Origin of the sequence: Pseudomonas maumuensis (assembly GCF_019139675.1) — a bacterium.
Taxonomy (GTDB): domain Bacteria; phylum Pseudomonadota; class Gammaproteobacteria; order Pseudomonadales; family Pseudomonadaceae; genus Aquipseudomonas; species Aquipseudomonas maumuensis.
Genome location: NZ_CP077077.1, coordinates 4490601 through 4513201, shown reverse-complemented (window position 1 = coordinate 4513201; position 22601 = coordinate 4490601). Strand labels below are relative to the sequence as shown.

Annotated in this window: 22 protein-coding genes; 5 read left to right on the top strand and 17 right to left on the bottom strand. The window is 62.5% G+C overall.

The features are described from left to right. Window positions 1–27: 27 nt before the first annotated feature. The 11 genes from KSS90_RS20220 to KSS90_RS20170 form a co-directional block, all read right to left on the bottom strand. Window positions 28–363, bottom strand: coding sequence for a GlpM family protein (locus tag KSS90_RS20220; protein ID WP_110738817.1), 336 nt, complete (start codon window positions 361–363; stop codon window positions 28–30). Between the two features lie 27 nt (window positions 364–390). Next, complete coding sequence (gene aauR / locus KSS90_RS20215) at window positions 391–1719, bottom strand: two-component response regulator AauR (RefSeq protein ID WP_217866999.1); 1329 nt, start codon at window positions 1717–1719, stop codon at window positions 391–393. Further along, a complete protein-coding gene (aauS, locus tag KSS90_RS20210; protein WP_217866998.1) occupies window positions 1716–3620 on the bottom strand; it encodes a two-component sensor histidine kinase AauS in 1905 nt (634 codons plus the stop codon). The genes aauR and aauS overlap by 4 nt, the downstream gene beginning before the upstream one ends. A 68-nt stretch (window positions 3621–3688) precedes the next feature. Continuing rightward, entirely contained in the window at window positions 3689–4423 is a 735-nt protein-coding gene (locus KSS90_RS20205; RefSeq protein ID WP_217866997.1) for an amino acid ABC transporter ATP-binding protein, read from the bottom strand. Further along, window positions 4420–5091 (bottom strand): amino acid ABC transporter permease, encoded by a 672-nt coding sequence (locus tag KSS90_RS20200; protein ID WP_217866996.1) that lies wholly within the window; start codon window positions 5089–5091, stop codon window positions 4420–4422. The genes KSS90_RS20205 and KSS90_RS20200 overlap by 4 nt, the downstream gene beginning before the upstream one ends. After that, window positions 5092–5838: an amino acid ABC transporter permease gene (locus KSS90_RS20195; RefSeq protein ID WP_011532507.1), complete on the bottom strand. Its 747-nt coding sequence runs from the start codon at window positions 5836–5838 to the stop codon at window positions 5092–5094. A gap of 147 nt (window positions 5839–5985) precedes the next feature. After that, complete coding sequence (locus KSS90_RS20190; protein WP_217866995.1) at window positions 5986–6903, bottom strand: glutamate/aspartate ABC transporter substrate-binding protein; 918 nt, start codon at window positions 6901–6903, stop codon at window positions 5986–5988. Window positions 6904–7202: 299 nt separating this feature from the next. Next, entirely contained in the window at window positions 7203–8735 is a 1533-nt protein-coding gene (glpD, locus tag KSS90_RS20185; RefSeq protein WP_217866994.1) for a glycerol-3-phosphate dehydrogenase, read from the bottom strand. A gap of 221 nt (window positions 8736–8956) precedes the next feature. After that, complete coding sequence (gene glpR, locus KSS90_RS20180) at window positions 8957–9712, bottom strand: DNA-binding transcriptional repressor GlpR (RefSeq protein ID WP_217866993.1); 756 nt, start codon at window positions 9710–9712, stop codon at window positions 8957–8959. A gap of 155 nt (window positions 9713–9867) precedes the next feature. After that, window positions 9868–11367 (bottom strand): glycerol kinase GlpK, encoded by a 1500-nt coding sequence (gene glpK / locus KSS90_RS20175; RefSeq protein WP_050704018.1) that lies wholly within the window; start codon window positions 11365–11367, stop codon window positions 9868–9870. A gap of 78 nt (window positions 11368–11445) precedes the next feature. Further along, window positions 11446–12297: an MIP/aquaporin family protein gene (locus KSS90_RS20170; RefSeq protein WP_217866992.1), complete on the bottom strand. Its 852-nt coding sequence runs from the start codon at window positions 12295–12297 to the stop codon at window positions 11446–11448. Window positions 12298–12602: 305 nt separating this feature from the next. Here KSS90_RS20170 and ybaK point away from each other — a divergent pair, with 305 nt between their 5' ends. Then, window positions 12603–13073 carry a Cys-tRNA(Pro) deacylase gene (ybaK, locus tag KSS90_RS20165; RefSeq protein ID WP_217866991.1) on the top strand — a complete coding sequence of 157 codons (471 nt, stop codon included), beginning with the start codon at window positions 12603–12605 and terminating at the stop codon, window positions 13071–13073. Between the two features lie 98 nt (window positions 13074–13171). Then, the gene (locus KSS90_RS20160; RefSeq protein WP_217866990.1) at window positions 13172–13951 is read left to right on the top strand and encodes a PhzF family phenazine biosynthesis protein; all 780 of its coding nucleotides are present in this window, start codon (window positions 13172–13174) and stop codon (window positions 13949–13951) included. 71 nt (window positions 13952–14022) lie between these two features. On the opposite strand, the gene KSS90_RS20155 is transcribed toward KSS90_RS20160, so the two are convergent. Further along, a complete protein-coding gene (locus KSS90_RS20155) occupies window positions 14023–15132 on the bottom strand; it encodes an ABC transporter ATP-binding protein (RefSeq protein ID WP_217866989.1) in 1110 nt (369 codons plus the stop codon). Continuing rightward, a complete protein-coding gene (argF, locus tag KSS90_RS20150) occupies window positions 15129–16049 on the bottom strand; it encodes an ornithine carbamoyltransferase (RefSeq protein ID WP_217866988.1) in 921 nt (306 codons plus the stop codon). Before argF ends, KSS90_RS20155 begins: the two co-directional genes overlap by 4 nt. A 364-nt stretch (window positions 16050–16413) precedes the next feature. On the opposite strand from argF, the gene KSS90_RS20145 reads away from it, so the two are divergent. Then, window positions 16414–18522, top strand: coding sequence for a molybdopterin oxidoreductase family protein (locus KSS90_RS20145; protein ID WP_217866987.1), 2109 nt, complete (start codon window positions 16414–16416; stop codon window positions 18520–18522). Window positions 18523–18613: 91 nt separating this feature from the next. After that, window positions 18614–18949, top strand: coding sequence for a Grx4 family monothiol glutaredoxin (grxD, locus tag KSS90_RS20140; protein WP_110701969.1), 336 nt, complete (start codon window positions 18614–18616; stop codon window positions 18947–18949). Between the two features lie 124 nt (window positions 18950–19073). On the opposite strand, the gene bfr is transcribed toward grxD, so the two are convergent. Together bfr and KSS90_RS20130 are read right to left on the bottom strand one after the other, a co-directional pair. Continuing rightward, entirely contained in the window at window positions 19074–19547 is a 474-nt protein-coding gene (bfr, locus tag KSS90_RS20135; RefSeq protein ID WP_046854451.1) for a bacterioferritin, read from the bottom strand. Window positions 19548–19748: 201 nt separating this feature from the next. Further along, window positions 19749–19970 carry a bacterioferritin-associated ferredoxin gene (locus KSS90_RS20130; RefSeq protein WP_046854452.1) on the bottom strand — a complete coding sequence of 74 codons (222 nt, stop codon included), beginning with the start codon at window positions 19968–19970 and terminating at the stop codon, window positions 19749–19751. A 213-nt stretch (window positions 19971–20183) separates the two neighbouring features. Between KSS90_RS20130 and KSS90_RS20125 the strand changes: the two genes are divergently transcribed. Further along, window positions 20184–20786, top strand: coding sequence for a peroxiredoxin (locus KSS90_RS20125; protein ID WP_023629028.1), 603 nt, complete (start codon window positions 20184–20186; stop codon window positions 20784–20786). Window positions 20787–20862: 76 nt separating this feature from the next. On the opposite strand, the gene rnt is transcribed toward KSS90_RS20125, so the two are convergent. After that, the gene (gene rnt, locus KSS90_RS20120; protein ID WP_225933324.1) at window positions 20863–21474 is read right to left on the bottom strand and encodes a ribonuclease T; all 612 of its coding nucleotides are present in this window, start codon (window positions 21472–21474) and stop codon (window positions 20863–20865) included. Between the two features lie 59 nt (window positions 21475–21533). Then, window positions 21534–22580 (bottom strand): dihydroorotase, encoded by a 1047-nt coding sequence (gene pyrC, locus KSS90_RS20115; protein ID WP_217866986.1) that lies wholly within the window; start codon window positions 22578–22580, stop codon window positions 21534–21536. Window positions 22581–22601: the final 21 nt, after the last annotated feature.

The following is a 22601-nucleotide window of genomic DNA, read 5'->3' as shown; positions in this document are numbered from 1 at the left end:
GCGGGGCACGGCGCAGCGGCGATGCGCTCAGTGCATCCTTACCCAGAGGCTTACCAACACCGTCGCCGCCACCAGCCAGGCCACCGTGGCCAGTGCCAGCGATGCTTCCAGGCGCAGGCGGTCGACCAGTACGTACAAGGTCGCCAGGTACACGAAGTACGGAATGATCGACCACATCCCGAACAGGATGGTGGTCTTCAAATCTTCCAGCGACCGTCCCTTGCCGACGATGTAGTGAGCGATCAGGGCAAAGGTGGGAAACAGCGGCACCAGCCCGGCGATGTAGTAGTTGCGGGTCTTCGACAGAATCGCCAGGAGCACCACCACGCCGGCGCCCAGGGCCGCTTTGAATACCAGGTCCACGTTGTCTTTCCAGATTCGGGTTGCGGGTCAGCCGAGGCCGTATTTCTTCACTTTGTCGAACAGCGTGGTCTTGGCCATGCCCAGTTCCTGGCTGGCTTGGCTGAGGTTGCCGCCGGTGCGCTGCAGGGCATCGCTGAGCAAGTTGCGCTCGAATGCCTCCACCGCTTCGGCGAAGCCAAGCCCCTGGCTGGCGCCGCCGCTGGTGTTCTTCTTGAACGCCGGCAGGCCCAAGGCATGGCGCTCGGCGACGTTGCGCAACTCGCGCACGTTGCCTGGCCAGTCATGGGCCATCAGTTGCGACAGGGTCTGGCTGTCGAGGGCCGGTGCTTCGCGGTCGAAGCGCAGCGCCGACTGCTGGAGGAAGTGTTCGAACAGTTGCAGGATGTCTTCGCGACGTTCGCGCAGTGGCGGCAACTCGAGCGTCACCACGTTGAGGCGGTAGTACAGGTCGCTGCGGAACTGCCCGCTCTGGCCCAGGGTGGCGAGGTCGGCCTTGGTCGCGGCGATCACCCGGCAGTCCACCGGTATGCTTTGGTTCGAGCCCAGGCGCTCCAGGGTGCGCTCCTGCAGAACGCGCAGCAGCTTGATCTGCAGGTTGATCGGCATGCTCTCGACCTCATCGAGGAACAGCGTGCCGCCGTTGGCGTGCTCGATCTTGCCGATGCGGCGCTTGCCGGCGCCGGTGAAGGCGTTGGCCTCATGGCCGAAGATCTCGCTCTCGAACAGGTTCTCTGGCAGGCCACCGCAGTTCAGCGCCACGAACGGCTGGTTCTGGCGGCGGCTGACATCGTGCAGGCAGCGGGCGACCAGCTCTTTGCCGGTGCCGGTCTCGCCTTCGATCAACACGTTGGCCGAGGTATCTGCGACGTTGGCGATAAGTTCGCGCAAGTGTTCCATGGCCGGCGAGCGGCCAATGATGCGCCCTTCCAGGCTGCTCTGCTCGGCCAACTGGCGGCGCAGGGCGAACACCTCGCGGGACAGTCCGCGTTGCTCCAGGGCGCGGCGCACGACGTCGACCAGGCGCTCCGGCGAGAAGGGCTTTTCCATGAAGTCGTAGGCGCCGTTACGCATGGCGCCTACCGCCATGTTGATATCGCCGTGGCCGGTGATCAGCACCACCGGCAGGCTGCGGTCGCGGGCCTTGAGGCGGTTGAGCAGCTCCAGGCCATCGATGCCCGGCAGGCGGATATCGCTGACGACGATGCCGGCGAAGTCGTCGCCGATGCGCTCGAGGGCCTGCTCGGCGCTGCCGACGCCTTCACAGGCGATGTCTTCCAGGGCCAGCGCCTGCTGGCAGCCGAGCAGCACGTGCGGGTCGTCTTCGACGATCAGGACGGTGAGAGGTGCTTGTTTCATAGTGGCTCAGCCGATTCGCTAGGGGGCGTGACCAGGGGCAGGGCAAGGACGAAAGCAGTGCCGCCACCGCTGGGGTGTTCGACGCTCAGTGTACCCTTGGCCGCGGTGGCCAGGCTTGCCGACAAGGTCAGGCCGAGGCCCAGGCCATGCTCGCCCGGTTTGGTGGTGAAGAAGGGTTCGAACAGGTGCTTGCGCGCCTCGGCGTCGATGCCGTGGCCATTGTCGAGTACCCGTAGGCGGTATTTGTCGCCCTGGATCTCGCCTTCCAGCCACAGTTGAGGCAAGGGCTGGGTGGCCATGGCGTCGAGGGCGTTGCCGATCAGGTTGACCAGGATCTGTTCCAGGCGGGTCTGGTCGATGGCCAGCAGCGGGTCGTCGAACTGCCGGTGCAGTTGCAGGTGGCAGGCGCTGATGCGGTTGGCCAGCACCTGCAACGTGGCTTCCACGGCCTTCTCCAGCGAGGCCTGGCCGCTGTCGTCGCCGCGTCGGGCGAATGAGCGCAGGCTGGCGGTGATGCGGCCCATGCGATCGATCAGGTCGTTCATGGTGCGCAGGTTGGCGCTGGCGGTTTCCAGTGCGCCGCGTTCGAGGAAACGTACCGTGTTGCCGGACAGGGTGCGCAACGCCGCCAGCGGCTGGTTGAGTTCGTGGGCGATGCTGGTGGACATCTGGCCGATGGCCGCCAGCTTGCCGGCCTGGACCAGTTCGTCCTGGGCGTGGCGCAGGGTCTGTTCGGCGTGGCGGCGTTCGCGGATCTGGCCCTTGAGGCGTTCGTTGCTGGCGCGCAGGTCGGCGGTGCGCTCGGTGATCTTGCGCTCCAGCTGGCTGTTTGCCTCTTCCAGTGCCTCGCGGGCCGCCAGGCGGGTGGCGATCACTTTACGTCGCTCATTCCAGGCGATGGCCAGGATCGCCAGCAGAGCGAAGGCCACCCCGACCAGGATGCCCTGCACCATCGACTCGCGGCGCAGGTCCTGCAAAGGGGTAAGCAGGGTGAAGTGCCAGGGCGTGTCGGCCAGGCGCCGGGTCTGGGCCAGGTAGGAGACGTCGCGCTGCTTGCCGTGCTCGGTCTCGCTGTTGGCCGGGAAGGTCAGTTTCTCCACGCCATCGGCGAGGGTTTCCCGTGCCAGCGGTTGCAGCTCGTTGAGCGGCCACCAGTAGTACTGCAGGCTGCGCGCCAGGCGTTCCTTGATCTGCGGGTTAAGCGGGCGCACCGATTTCAGGCGCCGGGACGGGTCGCTGGAGAGGATGATGATGCCGTTCTCGTCGCTGACGAAGGCCTCCAGGCGGGCACGCTGCCAGCGCTCCTCGAGGGTGTCGAGCCGCACCTTGATCACGGCCACGCCGATGATCTTGCCGTGTTCCTCCAGGCCGTGGGCCAGGTAGTAGCCCGCCTCGCCGGTGGTGCTGCCGATACCGTAGAACCGCCCGGGCTCGCCGCGCACGGCGACCTGGAAGTAGGCGCGGAATGCCAGATCCTCGCCGAGGAAAGAGTCGGCATCGCGCCAGTTGCTGGTGGCCTGGACCCGGCCATTGGTATCGAGGACGAAGATCGCCCGGCTGCGGCTGCGCCGGTTCAGGCCTTCGAGGTATTCGTTGACGGCCTGGCGGTCACCGGCGTCAGGGTCGGTGAGCAGGCGCGAGACGCTGTCTTCCAGCTCGAGCAGGCTGGGCAGGTAGGTGTACTTGCTGATTTCGCTTTCGACGGTGCGCGCATGCAGCTCCAGCTGGCGTTCGCCGTTTTCGCTGAGGGTGCGGATGCCGTTGCTTTCGCTGATCAGGAAGCCCGCGAAACCCAGGCCGACCATCAGCAGTATGACCAGGGGCGGGACGAGCAATTGGCGAATCAGGCGGGTTTTCACGGTGGGCTGGGCGGGGCGAAGGAGCGAAGGGTCGCATTTCATCACAGTGGCCTTGTTACGACCAGCTTCCGCTGCCCGGCAGGTGGCCGGGCAGCGTCACTGTGGCCGACTTAGTGTTGCAGGATCTTGCTGAGGAAGTGCTGGGTACGCTCGTGGCGGCCCTCGGGATTACCGAAGAAGTCTTCCTTCTGACAATCCTCGATGATGTTGCCCTTGTCCATGAAGATCACCCGGTTGGCGACCTTGCGGGCGAAGCCCATCTCGTGGGTCACGCACATCATGGTCATGCCTTCGTGGGCCAGTTCGACCATCACGTCCAAGACTTCGTTGACCATTTCCGGGTCCAGCGCCGAGGTCGGTTCGTCGAACAGCATGACGATCGGGTCCATCGACAGGGCACGGGCGATCGCCACGCGCTGCTGCTGGCCGCCTGACAGTTGGCCAGGGTGCTTCTTGGCGTGGGCGCCAAGGCCAACGCGGTCGAGCAAAGCCAGGCCTTTCTTGGTGGCTTCCGCTTCGCTGCGGCCGAGTACCTTGCGCTGGGCGATGGTCAGGTTCTCGGTGATCGACAGGTGCGGGAACAGCTCGAAGTGCTGGAACACCATGCCCACCCGCGAACGCAACTTGGGCAGGTTGGTCTTTGGGTCGGCGATGGAAGTGCCGTCGACGATGATGTCGCCTTTCTGGAACGGCTCCAGGGCGTTGACACACTTGATCAGTGTCGACTTGCCCGACCCGGACGGGCCGCACACGACCACCACTTCACCTTTCTTGACCTCGGTGCTGCAGTCGGTCAGTACCTGGAAGTCCCCGTACCATTTATTGACGTTCTTGATGGAAATCATACGGTGATCCTTTTTTGCAGGCGCTTGACCAGCCAGGAAGCGGAGAAGCTGACGAGGAAGTAGACGACACCGGCGAAGATCAGGAACTCGTGGGAGCGCCCAATGATGTCGCCGTTGGAGCGAGCCGAGTTGAGGAAGTCGATCAGGCCGACGGTGTAGACCAGCGAGGTGTCCTGGAACAGGATGATGCTCTGTTGCAGCAGCAGCGGGGTCATCTTGCGAAACGCCTGGGGCAGGATGATCAGGCGCATGCACTGGCCGTAGCTCATGCCCAGCGCCTGCGCGGCGCCCATCTGGCCCTTGGAGATCGACTGCACACCGGCGCGGACGATTTCGCAGAAGTAGGCCGCCTCGAACATCATGAAGGCCACGACGCAGGAGGTGAACGCGCCCACCGGGGTGTCTTCGCCGGTGATCCAGCGCAGCACGAACGGCACCGCCAGGTAGAACCAGGTGATCACCAGCAGCAGGGGGATGGAGCGGAAGTAGTTGACGTAGGTGCCGGCGATATTGGCCAGCAGCTTGTTCGACGACAGGCGCATCAGGGCGAGGATGGTGCCCAGGGCGATACCGCCGACCACGCCCATGACCATCAGTTGCAGGGTCAGGACCATGCCGTCCCAAAGGGCGGGCAGGGCCGGGATGATTTCACTGAAATCCATGTCCATTTACTTGCCTCCCACGGAAATCAGGCCGGGTACCGCGACTTTCTTCTCGACCATGCGCATGAGCAGCATCAGGCCCATGTTCAGGGTGAAGTAGATCAGCGTGGCCAGGGTGAATGCCTCGAACAGGTTCGCCGAGAACTCGGCGGTCTGCTTGGTCTGCGCCAGCAGCTCCATCAGGCCGATCAGCGAGGCTACCGAGGAGTTCTTGAACACGTTCAGGAATTCCGAAGTAAGCGGCGGAATGATGATCCGGTAGGCCTGGGGCAGCAGCACGTTCATGTAGATCTGCGGCAGGCTGAAGCCCATCGCGCGGCCGGCCGACTCTTGGCCACGGGGCAGCGCCTGGATACCGGTACGCACTTGCTCGCAGACACGGGCGGCGGTGAACAGGCCCAGGCAGATGACCACGCTGATCAGCGCCGAGGTGGTTGGGTTGAGGTCCTGCTTGAACCACTCCTGCAGGCCTTCAGGGAGCAGGTCTGGCACGAGGAAGTACCAGATGAACAGCTGCACCAGCAGCGGCACGTTGCGGAACAGCTCGACGTAAGCGGTGGCAATCCCTGACACCAGACGATTGGGTACGGTACGCATCACGCCGAGCAGCGAGCCCAGCAGCAAGGCGATGATCCAGGCGGAGATGGCGATGGCGATGGTCCAGCCCAGACCGGTGATGTACCAGTCCAGATAGGTCTCGCTGCCCACGCCGGTGGACTTGAAGAACACGCCCCAGTCCCAGTTGTAATTCATCGGGATTTCCCCTCAGACGGTTGTTTCACGGGCACCTCGATACATCCGGGGGCGTTCGACGCCCTCGGATGTAAAGGTTAGACACTAACTAGGTGACCTGTTGGATGGATTCGCGCGGATGCGCTTCAGGTCACTATCTGCCGGAGGTCAGGACTTCTTCTCGTCCGCCGCCTTGTCGGTCGGCTCGGCGATCAGCTGCTTCAGCTCGTCACTCATTGGGAACTGCAGGTTCAGGCCCTTTGGTGGAATCGGTTGCTGGAACCACTTGTCGTAGCTCTTGTTGACTTCACCCGACTTGAAGTAGGCGACGATGGCTTCGTCGACCGCTTTCTTGAACGCAGCATCATCCTTGCGCACCATGCAGCCGTAGATTTCGTACGACTGTGGCGTGCCGGTGATGACCCAATCGGCTGGCTTCTTGGCCTTGGCCATTTCACCGGCCAGCAGCGCGTCGTCCATCATGAAGGCCACGGCGCGGCCGCTTTCGAGCATGTTGAAGGCTTCACCGTGGTCCTTGGCGGAGATCACGTTCATCTTCATCTGCTTGTCGGCGTTCATCGCCTTGAGGATGCGCTCGGAGGTAGTGCCGGCGGTGGTCACTACGTTCTTGCCGGCCAGGTCGGCGAAGTCTTTATAGGATGGCTGGCCATCCTTGACCTTGGTCAGCAGACGGGTGCCGACCTCGAAGATGCCTACCGAGAAGCCGACTTGCTGCTGGCGCTCGACGTTGTTGGTGGTAGAGCCGCACTCCAGATCCACGGTGCCGTTCTGCACCAGCGGGATGCGGGTCTGCGAGGTGACGAGGTTGTACTTGACCTTGATGTCGGTGCCCAGTTGCTTTTTCAGGGCTTCGACGACGGCCAGCTGGATGTCGTGGGAGTAGCCTACCGGTTCCGGTTTGCCGGCCAGGTAGGAGAACGGGATGGAGGAGTCGCGGTGGCCCAGAGTGATGGTGCCCGAATCCTTGATCTTCTTCAGGGTTCCGGTCAGCTCTTCAGCCATGACCGGCGATGCGATGACAGCGGCCGCGATGGCGGCGCCCAGCAATTGACGAACGATGCGCATCAAATTTTCCTCGACGTGTTTGTTTTTTTTATGGAGCCGTTGGCGGACTCTTTCGTTCAACGAATACAGCATGAAGCGTGGTGCATTCGGCTACCAAGTGTAGAGCATGAGTCGTGCCAAGCTCTGATGTCGATCATAACGCCGCGAAAATGCTGGGGATTAATCTTTTTTGATGCTTTTGAGAGCGCGTGTGCTGTCCGGCTTTCCGGATGAGTGCTAGGGCCTTGTTCGGAAATCCGAACGGGTGGGATATGAAAAAGGTCGGGATGCATGGCCATGCAACCCGACCTCAGAGCGCTTCAGGCGGCGCGGATCTGCGCCTTGTTCGCTTGTGCCAGATAGTCGCTCAATGCCTGCTGCTCGGTACTGCTGGTGAACAGGCCCAACTTGGTACGGCGCCAAAGGATGTCGTGCGCAGTCGTGGCCCATTCCTCGGCGCAGAGGTAGTCGACTTCGCGAGTGAACAAGCCACCACCCATGGACTGCCCGAGATCCTCGGGGCTATCGACACCTTCGAGCAGGCGCCAGACACGGCTGCCATAAGTCGTGGCCCAGCGCTTGGCGATATCCAGTGGTAGCCACGCATGGCGCGCCACCAGGGCCTCGACCAGCGCTGGCGCGGTGGTCATGTTTTCACCGCCTGGCAACGGCGCGCCGGCAGTCCAGCTACCGTGCATCTGGGTGAAGAATGGCTGCAATTCGGCCATGGCCGATTCAGCCAGTTTGCGATAGGTGGTCAATTTGCCGCCGAATACCGATAGCAGTGGCGCCTCGTTCTCGGCGGCGGACAGTGCCAGCGTGTAGTCACGGGTGACCGCGGACGGGTTGTCCGATTCGTCGTTGCACAGTGGGCGCACCCCGGAATAGGTGTGCAGGATGTCGGTGTGGCTGAGCTGGTGGTTGAAGTGCTCATTGACCACCTTGAGCAGATAGTCGGTTTCCTGCTCGGTGATCGCCACCTTGGCCGGGTCGCCGCTGTATTCCCGATCGGTGGTACCGATCAGGGTGAAGCGGTCCAGGTAAGGGATGCAGAAAACGATCCGCTGATCTTCGTTCTGCAGGATGTAGGCGTGTTCGCCTTCGTACAGGCGCGGAACGATCAGGTGGCTGCCCTGGATCAGGCGGATGCCGTACGGCGCGTCAAGCTTGAGGTCGTCCTTGATGAAGCTGGCGACCCAAGGGCCAGCGGCGTTGACCAGGGCCCGGGCGCGAAGCGTCTGCACACTGCCGTCGGCATGCTGCAGTTCCACCTGCCACAGGCCGTCTACCCGTTCTGCTCGCAAGCAGCGGGTACGGGTGTGAATGTGCGCACCTTTTTCACGGGCAGCCATGGCGTTGAGCACCACCAGGCGAGCGTCATCGACGGCGCAGTCGGCGTATTCGAAGCCGCGGCTGATGGCCGGCTTGAGCGGGTACCCCGGGCCGAAGCGCAGGCCGCGAGAGGCGCCCAGGTGCTTGCGTTTGCCCAGGTGGTCGTAGAGGAACAGTCCGGCGCGGATCATCCAGGCCGGGCGCAGGTGCGGACGGTGCGGCAACACGAAGCGCATCGGCTTGACGATGTGCGGAGCCTTGGCCAGCAGCACTTCGCGCTCGGCCAGGGCTTCACGCACCAGGCGGAACTCATAATGCTCCAGGTAACGCAGGCCGCCGTGGATCAGCTTGCTGCTGGCTGAGGAGGTGTGCTGGGCCAGGTCGTCTTTTTCACAAAGGAACACCTTGAGGCCGCGTCCGGCAGCATCGGCAGCGATGCCTACGCCATTGATGCCACCGCCGATCACGGCGAGGTCGTAGCAGTCGTGCAGGGGTGGCTGGGACGAAACGGGCTGGGACACGGGCAAGGCCTCCTGGGGCGTTCGCATCGAATGCGAACATCTATGTTCGTTTTCGAAAATACTAGCGCAATGAACAGGCGGCTGCCAGCCAGTCTTTATAGAAAAAACTGATCGGATGACAGAATAATGAACATTTTCGAAAAAGCAGGGAGACCGGCCCCGGGTTTTACAGGGCGGTGCAATCGAGCGCCGCCTGATCGCAGCGGCGAGTTACTGCCCCCTCAAACCACGTCGAGGCGAATCTTGTGCTGGTTGAGCAGTTGGGTGAGCGCCGGGGATGGCGCCTGATCGGTCACCAGGCAATCGACCAGACTGATCGAACCGAGGCGCACCATCGCATTACGCCCAAACTTGCTCGAGTCCGCGGCTAGGAGTACCTGGCGGGCATTGGCGATGATCGCCTGGGATACCCGCACCTCCTGGTAGTCGAAGTCCAGCAGGCTGCCGTCCTCATCGATCCCGCTGATGCCGACTACGGCGAAATCGACCTTGAACTGGTTGATGAAGTCCACGCTGGCCTGGCCGACCACGCCGCCGTCGCGGCGCACCGTGCCACCGGCTACCAGCACTTCGAAATCGTCCTTGGCTGCCAGGATCGCCGCCACATGCAGGTTGTTGGTGATGACTTTCAGTTGATTGTGGTTGAGCAGGGCGCGGGCGATGGATTCGGTGGTGGTACCGATGTTGATGAACAGCGAGGCATGGTCCGGAATCTGCCGCGCCACAGCTTCGGCAATGCGCTGCTTCTCGTCGCGCATCTGGTCGGCGCGCATGGCGTAGGCGGTGTTCTCGATGCTCGAGTCGTAGGCCGCGCCGCCGTGATAGCGGCGTAGCAGATTGGCTTCAGCGAGCTGGTTGATATCGCGGCGGATGGTCTGCGGGGTGACGACGAACAGCTGCGCCATTTCCTCGATGCTGACATAGCCGCGTTCGCGGACGAGCTCGAGGATTTGTTGTTGGCGGGGAGGCAGATTCATGGGCGGTCCTTTGGGGCAGCCGGACAAATTCTGCAATGATGCCGTAGGTCGTGGTGCAGGACCAGTCTGGTTGTTGCGCAAAGGGTCATGGCGGGGCAAGTCCGCTCCCAGGATCAGCCTTGAGGGAGCGGGCTCGTGCCGCTTTGCTTCTGAACTCAGGCGTCGTGGTCTTCCCAATCGCGGGTGCGATCCACGGCCTTGCGCCAGCCCTTGTAGAGCTTCTCTTTCGCCGCTTCATCCAGCTGCGGGCTGAACTCGCGCTCGATGATCGCCTTGTCGCGCAGTTCGTCCAGGCCACTCCAGAAACCACAGGCCAGGCCCGCCAGGTAGGCGGCGCCCAGCGCCGTGGTTTCGCGCATTTTCGGGCGTTCGACGCAGGTGCCGAGGATGTCGGCCTGGAACTGCATGAGGAAGTTGTTGGCCACAGCGCCACCGTCCACGCGCAGTTCGGACAGGCGCTGGCCGCAGTCCTGCTGCATGGCGTCGAGCACGTCGCGGGTCTGGTAGGCGATCGATTCCAGGGCGGCACGGATGATGTGGTCGACCTTGACGCCACGGGTCAGGCCGAACAGCGCGCCCCGGGCGTAGGGGTCCCAGTAGGGCGCGCCCAGGCCGGTGAAGGCCGGTACCAGGTAAACGCCGTTACTGTCCTTGACCTTGCTGGCGAAATACTCGGTGTCGTAGGCGTCATTGACGATCTTCAGTTCGTCGCGCAGCCACTGCACGGTGGAACCACCGTTGAAGACCGCGCCTTCGAGGGCGTAGGCCACTTCCCCGCGCGGGCCGCAGGCGATGGTGGTGAGCAGGCCGTGGGACGACTGCACCGCCTTGTCGCCGGTGTTCATCAGCAGGAAGCAGCCGGTGCCATAGGTATTCTTGGCCTGGCCCGGTTCCACGCACATCTGGCCGAACAGCGCCGACTGCTGGTCGCCGGCGATACCGGCGATATCGATGCCGCTCTTGGTCTTGCCATAGACTTCGGACGATGGGCGCACTTCAGGCAGCATCTGGCGCGGAATGCCAAGGATGTCGAGCAGCTTCTCGTCCCACTGCAGCGTATGGATGTTGAACATCAGGGTACGCGAGGCGTTGGTGTAGTCGGTGACATGCACCTTGCCGCCGGAGAACTTCCAGATCAGCCAGGTATCGATGGTGCCGAACAGCAGCTCGCCACGTTCGGCGCGTTCGCGGGCGCCTTCGACATTGTCGAGGATCCACTTGAGCTTGGTGCCGGAGAAGTACGGGTCGGTGACCAGGCCGGTGGCCTCGCGGATGTACTGCTCGTGGCCGTCGCGCTTGAGCTGGGCACAGATGTCGGTGCTGCGGCGGCACTGCCAGACGATGGCGTTGTACACCGGGCGCCCGGTTTCCTTGTCCCAGACGACGGTGGTCTCGCGCTGGTTGGTGATGCCGATGGCGGCGACCTGGGCGTGGCTGATGCCGGCCTGGGCCAGGGCTTCGACCATGGTCGCGCTCTGGGTGGCGAAGATTTCCATCGGGTCGTGCTCGACCCAGCCCGCCTGCGGGTAGTGTTGGGCGAATTCACGCTGCGAGGTACCCACCACGTTGGCGTCGCGATCGAAAATGATGGCGCGCGAACTGGTGGTGCCCTGGTCGAGGGCGATGATGTAGTTCTTGTCCAGGGTATCGGTCATGTCGGTGGCCTTGCACGAATAGGGAGTAGGTCAGGGCGTGGCGGGCGCCGGCCTTGCGGTCCGGGCCCGGCGCGGGCATCAGGAAACCTGGGTATCGCCCTGAGGATTATCGTCTGTCTGTTGGGCCGCGGCCTGGGTGGTCGGCAAGTTACGGGCGATCAGCCCACGGTACAGGGCCGCACCCAAACTTGCGCCGAGGATCGGCGCGAACACCGGCACCAGGAAGTACGGAATATCGCGTCCACCGGTGAAGGCGATTTCGCCCCAGCCGGCCAGGAAGGTCATCAGTTTAGGCCCGAAATCACGTGCCGGGTTCATCGCGAAGCCGGTCAGCGGGCCCATTGCACTGCCGATCACGGCAATCAGCAAGCCGATCAACAGGGGCGCGGTGGCGCCACGGGGCAGACCGTTGTTGTCGTCGGTCAGGGCCATGATCACGGCCATCAGGATGGCAGTGATGATCACCTCGACCAGAAACGCCTGGCCGGTGGACAGCGCCGGGTGCGGATAGGTGGAAAACACCGAGGCCAGCTCCAGGCTGGCCTGGCTGCCACGCAGCATGGCGTGGCTTTGTTCGAAATCGAAGAACAGGTTGCTGTACAGGAAGTACACCAGCGCGGCGCCGCAGAATGCGCCGCACACCTGGGCCAGCATGTAGAACGGCAGCTTGCGCTTGTCGAAGCCGGCGAACACGGCCAGCGCGATGCTGACTGCCGGGTTCAGGTGCGCCCCGGATACCCCGGCGGTGAGGTAGATCGCCATGCTCACGCCGACCCCCCAGATGATGCTTATTTCCCACAGGCCGAAGCTGGCACCGGCGACCTTGAGCGCGGCGACACAACCGGTACCGAAGAAGATAAGCAGGGCGGTGCCGAGAAATTCGGCCAGGCATTGGGCGGATAGCGTGGGTTGTCGCAGTGCAGTCGTCATGTATGACCTCGGTTCTTGTTGTTGTGAGGCGCTGGGCGCTCGACAGCAAAAAGCCCGGAGTCGATCCCCATTGACGCCGGGCGGGTACAGGAAACGCACCTTATAGGTGCATCATTTATTCATAAACGAAAAAATATAGACAAGAAACGCTGATGTCAAAGGTCGAAAATGAACGTATGGCCACATTCTGACTGCCGTGCCGCGCCGTGAATCGATGGCCGCTGCTCTAGACTGGGCGCTGTGCTGGCCGCTCCAGGGGATTTGCCCTAAAGTACCCGCCGACCCGTGATCGACTGGAGCCGTTGATGACCCCCGCCCTGGACTTGCTGAAGAAGGTGCGCGCCGAGCACTGCGTACACAGTTACGAACATGATCCGAAAACCGCCTCGTATGGCCTGGAGGCGGCGGAAAAGCTGGGCCTTGATCCGTTGCGCGTGTTCAAGACGCTGCTCGCCAGCAGCGAAAAAGGCGAACTGCTGGTGGCCGTGGTACCGGTGGTCGGCACCCTCGACCTGAAGGCGCTGGCGCAGGCGGCGGGGGTGAAAAAGTGCGAAATGGCCGATCCACAGGCGGCGCAGCGCGCCACTGGTTACCTGGTTGGGGGTATAAGTCCGTTGGGGCAGAAGAAGCGCCTGCGCACCTTTATCGACCAATCCGCGCAACAACATGAAACTATTCATGTGAGCGCTGGCCGTCGTGGTCTGGAAGTGGAACTCGCCGCAGCGGTGCTCGCTGCCCATACCCAGGCACAGTTCGCCGAGATCGGTCGCGGCTGACATCTGTACTGATTCAAATTCCACGACTCTGTCACTGTTCGGCTCAGGCGCCTTGCTCCATGCTCGAGGCCTTTTCCGCCCAGCACAGGAGTCGTGGCATGCAGCTGCATTTTCACCAGGTCGATGCATTCAGTGACCGGCCCTTCGCCGGCAACCCGGCCATGGTCTACCTCCTGGAACAGTGGCTCGACGATGCGCTGATGCAGCAGGTCGCCGCCGAGCACAACCTCGCCGAAACGGCGTTCGTGGTCGCTGAAGGAGAAGGCTATCGGATTCGCTGGTTCACCCCTGCTACCGAAGTGCCGCTGTGCGGTCATGCCACTCTCGCCAGTGCCCATGTGCTGTTCGAGGTGTATGGCGAGCAGCAGGTGCGCCTGGACTTTCAAAGCCTTTCCGGGCCGTTGAGCGTGACTCGTGAAGGGGGCCGCCTGTGGCTCGATTTCCCGCGCATCGATCCGCAGCCCTTGGCTGGACCGGTTGCCGTGGCCGAAGCGCTGGGATGCGAGGTGCAGGAGGTTTACCAGACCAAGGAGCTGCTGGTGGTACTGGCATCCGAACAAGCCGTGCGTGCTTGCACGCCGGACATGGTGGCATTGGCGAGGTTACCTGGCTTGGGTGTGATCGTGACGGCACCAGGTGAGCAGCATGATTTCGTGTCGCGCTACTTTGCACCGGGTATCGGTATCCCGGAAGACCCGGTCACTGGTTCGATCCATTGCTCGCTGATTCCATATTGGGCTGAGCGCCTGGGCAAGCCGGAGTTGCACGCGTTCCAACGGTCGGCGCGAGGTGGGGAATTGTTCTGCCGGCTGGAGGGGGAGCGGGTGAAGATTGGTGGGCAGGCCCGGTTGGTAGCCTCCGGCGCCTTTCTGTTGTGATTCGAAGCGATCGCGGGGCAAGCCCGCTCCCGCACCTCATAGCAAGACACGGGAGCGGTGCGTTCGAAGCGCTAAAGCGCCGAGCTGATGCGACGTACGCCGTTTTCCTGGGGTGCCAACTGCGCGGCAACGCTGCCGGGCACCGCGAACAGCACCAGATGATCGGCCGCCACGGCGATGCCGACCTCCTGCCCGATCGGGTGGTCGTTGTGGCTGGGGAAGATCGCTTCGAGCTGGCTGCCGGTGGGAAGTCGCAGGCGGTACAAGGTCGACGCGCCGAGGAAGCTCTTGCCGATGACCTGTGCCCGCAACGTGCTGTCCGGAGCATGGATGATGTCGTCAGGGCGCAGCAACACGTCCACCGAACTGCCGGGCGCCATGGTGTAGGCTCGGTTGCCACGTAGCTCACCGAGTTCGGTGGTCACCGCTTCGTGGCTGCTCATCTGGCCGCGAATGAAGTAGCCCTGGCCGATGAAACTGGCAACGAACGGCGTCTGCGGCTCATGGTAGAGATTGTAGGGCGTGTCCCACTGCTCCAGGCGGCCCTCCTTGAAGACGCCGACATGATCGCTGACGGCGAAGGCTTCTTCCTGGTCGTGGGTGACCAGGATGGCGCTGGTGCCACGGCTCTTGAGGATATCGCGGACCTCATGGCTCAGGCGCCGGCGCAGTTCCACGTCGAGGTTGGAGAATGGCTCGTCGAGCAACAGCAGCTGTGGCTCGGGTGCAAGCGCCCGGGCGAGCGCCACGCGTTGCTGCTGGCCGCCGGACAGCTCGTGCGGGTAGCGCCCGCCCAGGCCGCCGAGCTTGACCAGCTCGAGCATCTCGTCGACCACCGCCGCCTGGCGCGGGTGCTTACCGATACCGAAGGCGATGTTCTGCGCCACGGTGAGGTGGGGGAACAGGGCGTAGTCCTGAAATACCATGCCGATCCGGCGCTTTTCCGGGGCCAAGGTGAATCCGGCGCGGGAAATGACTTCGCCGTCCAGCTGGATTTCACCTTCGTGTATCGGCTCGAAACCGGCGATGGCGCGCAGCGTGGTGGTCTTGCCGCAACCGGAGGACCCCAGCAGGCAACCGATGTCGCCCGCGTTGAGGTGCAGGTTGAGGTTCTGGACGATGCGCTGGTCGCCATAGCCGCAGGCCAGGTTGCGCAGGTTGAGCAGTAGCTGTTGACTCATGCGTGGTGGTAAGCCGGTTCTACAAGGAATTCCAGAAGGGCCTTCTGCGCATGCAGGCGGTTTTCAGCTTCGTCCCAGGCGACCGAGCGGGGGTCGTCGAGCAGGTCCTGGCTGATCTCCTCGCCACGGTGGGCGGGCAGGCAATGCATGAACAGGGCGTCGGGTGCCGCCAGGTCGAGCAGTTCGCGGGTGACCTGGTAAGGCGCGAAATGCGCCAGGCGCCGTGCAGTTTCCTCTTCCTGGCCCATGGAAGTCCAGACATCCGTGGTCACCAGGTGCGCCCCGCGCACGGCTTCCTTCGGATCGCGGATGATCTGCACGCGCTCGCCACCCAGTTGCAGGAAGCGTGGATCGGGCTCGTAGCCTTCCGGGCAAGCGATGCGCAGTTGGAAGTCGAACCGGATGGCTGCCTCGATATACGAGTTGCACATGTTGAAGCCATCGCCGATCCACGCCACGGTTTTGCCCTGGATCGCGCCGCGGTGCTCGAGGAAGGTCTGCATGTCGGCGAGCAGTTGGCAGGGGTGCGATTCGTCGGACAGGCCGTTGATGACCGGCACCTGCGAATGGGCGGCGAATTCGGTGAGGGTGCTGTGGGCATGGGTCCGGATCATCACCGCATCGACCATGCTCGAAAGCACGATGGCGCTGTCGGCGATCGGCTCGCCACGGCCAAGCTGCGTGTCACGCGGAGACAGGAAGATCGCCTGGCCGCCAAGCTGGATCATGCCGGCTTCGAACGATACCCGGGTACGGGTCGAGGATTTCTCGAAGATCATGCCCAGCACGCGGTTCTTCAAGGGTTCGAACAGTACACCGCGCTTGCGCAGGTCCTTCAGCTCGATGCCTCGGCGGATCACACCGAGCAATTCGTCGGTGGTGAAGTCCAGCAGGGAGAGAAAGTGCCTAGCGCTCATGATTGACTACCTTATCTGCAACGTTCTGCAGGTCGACCGTATGGGTTTTGTTGACAACGGGAGTGACCTGCGGCGTAAGCCGCACGGGGCGGACGGAATAGGGAAAGGCGCAATACTATAATTAAATGTCGCCTGAAACCAAGAGGGAGAACGGCTGCCCGGTGGCAAAGGGTGTCGTAAGCCTTTGGTGGGCAGCTGTTTTTTATTTGCTACAGAGGTTGTACACGGCTTGCGTCGCGTTTGGCAAACCCGTAGTTGCGAATCGTCGGCCTGATATCGCCCGATTCACGTCGCGAAGCGCGCTGGCACGGCCCGTGGGTGCGGCGCATAGTCGAACCTCCAGAACAACAAGGCAGAGGCGGCCATGACCAAGACCCTGCATCACCGAGCCTGTCACCTGTGCGAGGCCATCTGTGGCCTGAACATCGAAGTCACCCACGAAGCCGAGGGCCGTGCATGGATCAGCTCGATCAAGGGAGACCCGCAGGACCCGTTCAGCCGTGGTCATATCTGCCCCAAGGCGGTTGCCCTCCAGGACATCCAGGAGGACCCCGACCGTCTGCGCCAGCCTCACCGGCGCATCGGTGACCAGTGGCAGCCAATTGGCTGGGATGAGGCCTTCGCCTTCGCCGCAGAGCGACTTTGGGCGGTGCAGCAAGCCCACGGGCGCAATGCAGTGGCGGTCTACCAGGGCAACCCCAGCGTGCATAACTATGGCCTGATGACCCACAGCAACTATTTCCTTGGCCTGCTCAAGACCCGCAACCGCTTTTCGGCCACCTCGGTTGACCAGCTGCCGCAGCACCTGACCAGCCACTTGATGTACGGCCATGGCCTGTTGTTGCCCATTCCGGACATCGACCACACGCAGTTCATGCTGATTCTTGGCGGCAATCCCCTGGCGTCCAATGGCAGCATCATGACTGTCCCCGACGTGGAAAAACGCCTGAAGGCACTCAAGGCCAGGGGCGGACAACTGGTGGTGGTGGACCCGCGGCGCAGCGAGACGGCATTACTGGCCGACCGCCATTTGTTCATCCGTCCCGGTGGCGACGCGGCGCTGCTGAGCGGGCTGTTGCATACCCTGTTCGCCGAGGGCCTGGTGCGTGGATCACACCTGCCGATCAAGGGGCTGGAGCAGGTCCGTGAGGCACTCCAGCCGTTCGATGCAGTCAGCATGAGTGCATTGTGCGGCATCCCGGCTGAGAATATTCGCCAGCTGGCGCGGGATTTCGCTGCTGCCGACAAGGCGGTGTGCTATGGCCGGATGGGGGTCTCGACCCAGGCCTTCGGCTCGCTATGCCACTGGCTGGTGCAACTGATCAACCTGGTCACCGGCAATCTTGACCGCGTGGGCGGTGCCTTGTGTACCGAACCGGCCGTCGACCTGGTCGCCAGCACCTCTGGAGGTCACTTCGATCAGTGGCGCAGCCGCATCTCGGGGTTGCCCGAGTACGGAGGCGAGCTGCCTGTGTCGGCCCTCGCCGAGGAAATCCTCGAGCCCGGCGAGGGGCAGGTTCGGGCGTTGCTGACCGTGGCGGGCAACCCGGTATTGTCCACACCCAATGGGCGGCGTCTGGACGAGGCACTGGCCGGTTTGGACTTCATGCTCAGCATCGACCTGTACATCAACGAGACGACCCGTCACGCCGACCTGATCCTGCCCTCCACTTCGGCGTTGGAGAATGATCACTACGACTCCACCTTCAACCTGCTGGCGGTACGCAATGTCACCCGCTTCAACCGGGCGATCCTGCCCAAGCCGCAGGGGGCGCTGCATGACTGGGAGATCTTCGTGGGGCTGGCAAGAGCCTTCGCCCAACAGGCACAGGTAGAACTCAAGGCAACCCTGCCACCGGCCCAGATGATCGACGTCGCCTTGCGCAGGGGGCCTTATGGCGAGCAGTCGTCCTGGGCGCTTTCGCTCCAGGTGCTCGATGAGCACCCTCATGGTCTCGATCTCGGGCCGCTGAGTGCCAACCTGGCGGCGCGCTTGCGCACGCCCAGCGGCAAAGTCGAAGCCGCACCAGCGGTGCTGCTCGATGATCTGCAACGCCTGGCCCGGCAAGTTCCGCCGCCAGAAGGCCAGTTGTTGCTGATCGGTCGGCGCCATGTGCGCAGCAATAATTCGTGGATGCACAACTACCATCGGCTGGTCAAAGGCAAGCCGCGCCACCAGCTGTTGATGCATCCCCAGGACATGCACCAGCGCCAACTGCAGGATGGCCAGCTGGTGACGGTGCGTTCCCGTACCGGTGTGATCGAAGTACCCGTTCAGGCCAGTGAAGAGATGATGCCGGGCGTGGTCAGCCTGCCTCATGGCTACGGCCATGGCCGCCAGGGCGCGCGGTTGCAAGTGGCCGCTGCGCAGCCAGGGGCCAGTGCCAACGATCTTACCGACGAGCGCTTGCGTGATGGCGTTTCCGGCAATGCGGCCCTCAATGGCGTGCCGGTCCAGGTAGAAGCCGCATGAGCTTTGGCAAGGCCGAGCACGGCGCTCGGCTTTCCGATACAATGCGTCACCGTGCCGACGACCCAGTCGGAAAGTTCAGCCGAGGTGCTTCATGGATATCATCGATACAATCAAAGAGCAGATCGCCAACAACACCATTCTGCTTTACATGAAAGGTTCGCCGAATGCCCCGCAGTGCGGTTTCTCGGCCAAGGCTTCGCAAGCCGTGATGGGGTGTGGCGAGAAGTTCGCTTATGTCGACATCCTGCAGAACCCGGAAATCCGCGCCAACCTGCCCAAGTACGCCAACTGGCCTACCTTCCCGCAACTGTGGGTGGCGGGTGAACTGGTCGGCGGCAGCGACATCATGATCGAGATGTTCGAAAAGGGTGAGCTGCAGACCCTGATCAAGGATGCGGCGGCCAAGGCCAAGGCTTCCGAAGCCTGATTCCGGCGTTCTCTCGCCAGGATGCAAAAGCCCCGCAATAGCGGGGCTTTTTGTTGACCTCGATCGAGTGACACGCCCACAAAAAAGCCCTGCACTGGCAGGGCTCCATGTGCGGGCGTTGCAGTTACTCTTCGCCCATCTGCGATTGCAGGTAGTTCTCGATAGTGATCTTGTCGATCAGGCCCAGCTGAGTTTCCAGCCAGTCGATGTGCTCTTCCTGGTCTTCGAGGATGTCCTCGAGCACATCGCGCGAACCGAAGTCGCCAGCGGTTTCGCAGTGGGCGATGGCGGCTTTCAGGTCGGCGTGGGCCTTTTTCTCAAGCTTCAGGTCGCAGTCGAGCATCTCCTTGGTGTGCTCGCCGATCATCAGCTTGCCCAGGTCCTGGACGTTGGGGATGCCTTCGAGGAAGAGGATGCGCTTGATCAGCTTGTCAGCATCCTTCATCGCCTGGATGGACTCTTTGTACTCGAGTTTGCCGATCTTGTTCAGGCCCCAATCTTCGTACATGCGCGCATGCAGGAAGTACTGGTTGATTGCGACCAGCTCGTTTCCGAGGACCTTGTTGAGATGCTGGATGACGCTTACGTCGCCTTTCATGATGGGGTCTGCCCTGTAGAAGTTGAGCCAATGAAAACAAGTTTGAGCTCCGCAACTATCTATGTCAAACCTAAGTTATTGAATAATAAGTGAAAATTAATCGGAATAAGAATGTTTGTGAACCGCGTTCGAGCGCTAACTTATTGAATTGCAGGCATAAAAAAACCGGACACTAGGTCCGGTTCTTCGAATTTGGGGAATTTACGCCGCGTTGAATTCAACGGGGTAGGGCAGGGCGGCTTGCTGGCTCAGTTGCAGCTCGGTGAGGGTCTCGCGTACCACCTGTTTGGCGAGGCAGGCGCACTTGCCGCACTGGCTGGCCACGTTGGTGGCGGCTCGCACTTCCTTGTAGCTGCAGCATCCTTCGTAGATCGCATCGCGGATCTGTCCGTCGGTGACACCGACACAAAGACACACATACATAAAGGCTGACCATCGCGGGTTGAGTCGATGCGTTGGAGAGTAATGGTAATGAGAATGCTTGTCAAAACACTTTGTGTAAGGTGCGTTCCAGAGCGACCGGCGGTTGAGATTCGGCCTGTCACGCAAAGCTGTGTATGATGGTCGGCCTTTGCTGGATCCGGGGGATGCGTTCCGCCCGGGCAAGGTTTTTCACCCCTCATCAGGAGAGATCGAATGAGCGTACTCGTTGGCAAACAAGCCCCGGACTTCACCGTTCCAGCCGTGCTGGGCAACGGCGAGATCGTCGACAGCTTCAACCTGGCCTCGGCCATCAAGGGCAAGTACGGCCTGGTGTTCTTCTACCCGCTGGACTTCACCTTCGTCTGCCCGTCCGAGCTGATCGCCCTGGACAACCGTATCCCTGACTTCCAGGCGCGCAACGTGGAAGTGATCGGCGTGTCGATCGACTCGCACTTCACCCACAACGCCTGGCGCAACACCCCGGTCAATAACGGCGGCATCGGTCAGGTCAAGTACACCCTGGCAGCCGATATGACCCACGAAATCTGCAAGGCCTACGACGTTGAGTCCGAAGGCGGTGTGGCCTTCCGTGGCGCCTTCCTGATCGACACCAACGGTGTTGTCCGTTCGCAGATCGTCAACGACCTGCCACTGGGTCGTAACATGGACGAGCTGCTGCGTCTGGTCGACGCCCTGCAATTCCACGAAGAGCACGGCGAAGTCTGCCCGGCCAACTGGAAGAAAGGCGACAAGGGCATGAACGCTTCGCCGGAAGGCGTCGCGGCTTACCTGAGCGAGAACGCTGGCAAGCTGTAATTTGCCTGGCGCATAAAAAAACCGGCCCTGATGGCCGGTTTTTTTATGCGTGGCGAACATGTCGCGGGAGCGGGCTTCAATCGTTGAAATCGCGCCAGCCGCCCATCTCTTTCCAGCGGTTGACGATGCCGCAGAACAGTTCGGCGGTCTTCTCGGTGTCGTAACGCGCCGAGTGCGCCTCACGGCCGTCGAAGTCGATGTCTGCGCTCTGGCAGGCTCGGGCTAGTACGGTCTGGCCGTAGGCGAGGCCAGCGAGGGTGGCAGTATCGAAGCTGGAGAACGGGTGGAACGGGTTGCGCTTGATATCGTTGCGCGCCACTGCAGCATTGAGGAAACCCAGGTCGAAGCTGCTGTTATGCCCCACCAGGATCGCCCGCTTGCAGCCATTGGCCTTCAGCGCCTTGCGCACGCCGCGGAAAATATCGGTCAGCGCGCTTTCCTCGCTCACCGCCATGCGCAGCGGGTGATCGAGCTTGATGCCGGTGAACTCCAGCGCGGCGGCCTCGATATTGGCCCCCTCGAACGGTTCGACCCGATGGAAGTAGGTGTGCTCGGGGAACAGGAAGCCCTTTTCATCCATGCCGATGGTGACGGCGGCAATCTCCAGCAGCGCGTCGGTGGCGCTGTTGAAACCACCGGTCTCGACATCCACCACCACGGGCAGGTAACCGCGGAAACGCTCGGCCATCGGATGGCGCGAGCCGCTGCTGACCTGGCTATCCTGGTCGTCTTCGTACAGATCTTCGCTCACGCGTTGTCCTCCTGCAGGCGCCAGCGCAGTGTTTCACCAGCGCGCAGGGGAATTACGATGGTGTCGCCGAAGGGCAGGCTGTCCGGCGCGGTCCACTCCTCACGCACCAGGGTAATGGTGTCGGTGTTGCGCGGTAGCCCATAGAAGTCAGGGCCATGCTTGCTGGCGAAGCCTTCGAGCTTGTCCAGCGCGTTGCGTTGTTCGAACGCTTCGGCGTAAAGCTCGATTGCGGCATAGGCGGTGTAGCAGCCGGCGCAGCCGCAAGCGGCTTCTTTGGCGTGCTTGGCATGCGGCGCCGAGTCGGTGCCGAGGAAGAACTTCGGGTTGCCACTGGTGGCGGCATCCAGCAGCGCCACCTGGTGGGTGTTGCGCTTGAGGATCGGCAGGCAGTAGAAGTGTGGGCGGATGCCGCCGACCAGCATGTGGTTACGGTTGTACAGCAGGTGCTGGGCGGTGATGGTCGCACCGACGTTGGCCGGCGCCTCGGTGACGAACTGCGCGGCATCGGCAGTGGTGATGTGCTCGAACACCACTTTCAGGGTCGGGAAGCGCTCGACCAGGCGGCGCATGTGCTCGTCGATGAAGCGCTTCTCACGGTCGAACACATCGATCTCGCTGCGCGTGACTTCACCATGCACCAGCAAGGGCATGCCGGTTTCGGCCAGGGCCTCGATCGCCGGGAAGATATTGTCGATGCTGGTCACGCCCGAATCGGAGTTGGTGGTGGCGCCGGCGGGGTAGAGCTTGGCGGCGTACACGATCCCGCTGGCCTTGGCGGCACGCACATCGTCGGCGCTGGTGCGGTCGGTGAGGTAGAGCACCATCAGCGGCTCGAAGCGGCTGCCGGCGGGGCGTGCGGCAAGGATACGCTGGCGGTAGGCCGCGGCCTCGGCGGCGTTGCGCACCGGCGGAACCAGGTTGGGCATGATGATGGCACGGGCGAAGGTGCGCGCCACGTCACCGACGGTGTGGGGCAGGACGGCACCATCGCGCAGATGGATGTGCCAGTCGTCGGGGCGCAGGAGGGTCAGGCGATCGGACATTGGAGATTCCAGGCGGGTCGA

Bases quoted from the DNA above. Each gene is read 5' to 3' on its own strand.
- bfr (WP_046854451.1), bottom strand. From the start codon at position 19,547: ATGAAAGGCGACGTAAGCGTCATCCAGCATCTCAACAAGGTCCTCGGA.
- KSS90_RS20130 (WP_046854452.1), bottom strand. From the start codon at position 19,970: ATGTATGTGTGTCTTTGTGTCGGTGTCACCGACGGACAGATCCGCGAT.
- KSS90_RS20170 (WP_217866992.1), bottom strand. From the start codon at position 12,297: ATGACGACTGCACTGCGACAACCCACGCTATCCGCCCAATGCCTGGCC.
- argF (WP_217866988.1), bottom strand. From the start codon at position 16,049: ATGAGCGCTAGGCACTTTCTCTCCCTGCTGGACTTCACCACCGACGAA.
- KSS90_RS20190 (WP_217866995.1), bottom strand. From the start codon at position 6,903: ATGCGCATCGTTCGTCAATTGCTGGGCGCCGCCATCGCGGCCGCTGTC.
- pyrC (WP_217866986.1), bottom strand. From the start codon at position 22,580: ATGTCCGATCGCCTGACCCTCCTGCGCCCCGACGACTGGCACATCCAT.
- glpR (WP_217866993.1), bottom strand. From the start codon at position 9,712: ATGAATCTGCCTCCCCGCCAACAACAAATCCTCGAGCTCGTCCGCGAA.
- KSS90_RS20205 (WP_217866997.1), bottom strand. From the start codon at position 4,423: ATGATTTCCATCAAGAACGTCAATAAATGGTACGGGGACTTCCAGGTA.
- KSS90_RS20200 (WP_217866996.1), bottom strand. From the start codon at position 5,091: ATGGACATGGATTTCAGTGAAATCATCCCGGCCCTGCCCGCCCTTTGG.
- ybaK (WP_217866991.1), top strand. From the start codon at position 12,603: ATGACCCCCGCCCTGGACTTGCTGAAGAAGGTGCGCGCCGAGCACTGC.
- KSS90_RS20145 (WP_217866987.1), top strand. From the start codon at position 16,414: ATGACCAAGACCCTGCATCACCGAGCCTGTCACCTGTGCGAGGCCATC.
- KSS90_RS20195 (WP_011532507.1), bottom strand. From the start codon at position 5,838: ATGAATTACAACTGGGACTGGGGCGTGTTCTTCAAGTCCACCGGCGTG.
- grxD (WP_110701969.1), top strand. From the start codon at position 18,614: ATGGATATCATCGATACAATCAAAGAGCAGATCGCCAACAACACCATT.
- glpK (WP_050704018.1), bottom strand. From the start codon at position 11,367: ATGACCGATACCCTGGACAAGAACTACATCATCGCCCTCGACCAGGGC.
- KSS90_RS20155 (WP_217866989.1), bottom strand. From the start codon at position 15,132: ATGAGTCAACAGCTACTGCTCAACCTGCGCAACCTGGCCTGCGGCTAT.
- KSS90_RS20125 (WP_023629028.1), top strand. From the start codon at position 20,184: ATGAGCGTACTCGTTGGCAAACAAGCCCCGGACTTCACCGTTCCAGCC.
- aauS (WP_217866998.1), bottom strand. From the start codon at position 3,620: ATGAAATGCGACCCTTCGCTCCTTCGCCCCGCCCAGCCCACCGTGAAA.
- aauR (WP_217866999.1), bottom strand. From the start codon at position 1,719: ATGAAACAAGCACCTCTCACCGTCCTGATCGTCGAAGACGACCCGCAC.
- KSS90_RS20160 (WP_217866990.1), top strand. From the start codon at position 13,172: ATGCAGCTGCATTTTCACCAGGTCGATGCATTCAGTGACCGGCCCTTC.
- rnt (WP_225933324.1), bottom strand. From the start codon at position 21,474: ATGGCCGAGCGTTTCCGCGGTTACCTGCCCGTGGTGGTGGATGTCGAG.